Consider the following 1,131-nt stretch of genomic DNA (forward strand, 5'->3'; position numbering starts at 1 on the left):
TAAAGCATTAATGTGACGTATGTCTCTATAAAATGGCTAGTTTGGTTATTGGTTAATCAATTTTATTAAGGGGAACAGTCCCATTTTGTAACAGTTTAATGGCGAGAGCCTTGGGCGTATTTTAATGCACTCGCTTCTTTGTCATAAAGGTGGGCCAATCCCAGAAATTGCGAGGAGAGGTTCGTATAGTCTTTAGCCAGTTGTTGAGCGTTTTCTCGATACCATTCTGCACTGATTTGGTTCGCTGTTTCATTATTATGTCTGCAACTTTGAGCGAGCTTTTCCCAGCCATTGGCTGCCCACTGCGACTCGGTACTAAGCTTGATAAGCTCATTTGCTTTTTGCGTTAACTCTTCTTTGTACTGAACCGAGGCTTTTAGCTGATTTTGGAACAGGTTTTGATTGTACTTAGCGCGCCATAACAAACTGAGTTCATCTGTGGAAAAAGTTTGCGAAAGCAGTTGGCGCTGCTTGTGTTCACTTAACAAGGTGTTGAACACCTTAACATGCTGATTGTAGTTGGACCCTAAACGGTTGAATTGGGTAAGATTGTCATTCCAAGAAGATGGATTACATTGAACATTGGCGAACCCTAGCAAAGGGAACGAGATAAGTATCAGCATCCAATAGTGTTTGTTGATCATGATTGCTCACGTAAGTTAACCGTCTCTAAACAGTATAGATGGCGAGATAAGCACAAAGAATAAAAAGGAAAAGAACATGAAAAAAGTTCTCATCGCAGTGTTGATTCTTCTGCTGCTGGGTGGCGCGGGTGCTGGTTACTATTTCTTTTTTATGCAAAAAGACGAACCTGAAAAGCCTGTTGCGGCTAAAACGGAAAAGGCGCCTGTAGATAAAGGGGATGCCTCCAAACCCATCATGGATTTAGAATCGCCAGCTCCTGAAATCACGGAATATTACGTTATCGAGCGTCGCGTTAACGTTTACAACAAGCCTGATGATAAGTCTTTGATAGTTGATGCGCTTTACAAAGGCGAAAAAGTGTCTGTGCTGGAAAAGGTCGAGGGTTGGTTTCGTCTATCTGACTACATCGTTTACGAAGATGGTGGAGAAGAGACTGCGGAATGGGTCAACTCGAAAGGTCTCTCTGACGCTGAGCCAGTCATCAAA

2 protein-coding genes are annotated in these 1,131 nt (G+C 42.6%); one reads left to right on the forward strand and one right to left on the reverse strand.

Going from position 1 to position 1,131, the window contains the following annotated elements; genetic code table 11:
* Positions 1-95: 95 nt before the first annotated feature.
* Entirely contained in the window at positions 96-644 is a 549-nt protein-coding gene (locus R7Q47_RS25895; RefSeq protein ID WP_318090216.1) for an ATPase, read from the reverse strand.
* A gap of 76 nt (positions 645-720) precedes the next feature.
* Between R7Q47_RS25895 and R7Q47_RS25900 the strand changes: the two genes are divergently transcribed.
* Positions 721-1,131: SH3 domain-containing protein (locus R7Q47_RS25900; RefSeq protein ID WP_318090217.1), on the forward strand; the 411-nt coding region annotated here is incomplete at its 3' end.

It is taken from the genome of Vibrio sp. Vb0349 (assembly GCF_033338975.1).

Bases quoted from the DNA above. Each gene is read 5' to 3' on its own strand.
- R7Q47_RS25895 (WP_318090216.1), bottom strand. From the start codon at position 644: ATGATCAACAAACACTATTGGATGCTGATACTTATCTCGTTCCCTTTG.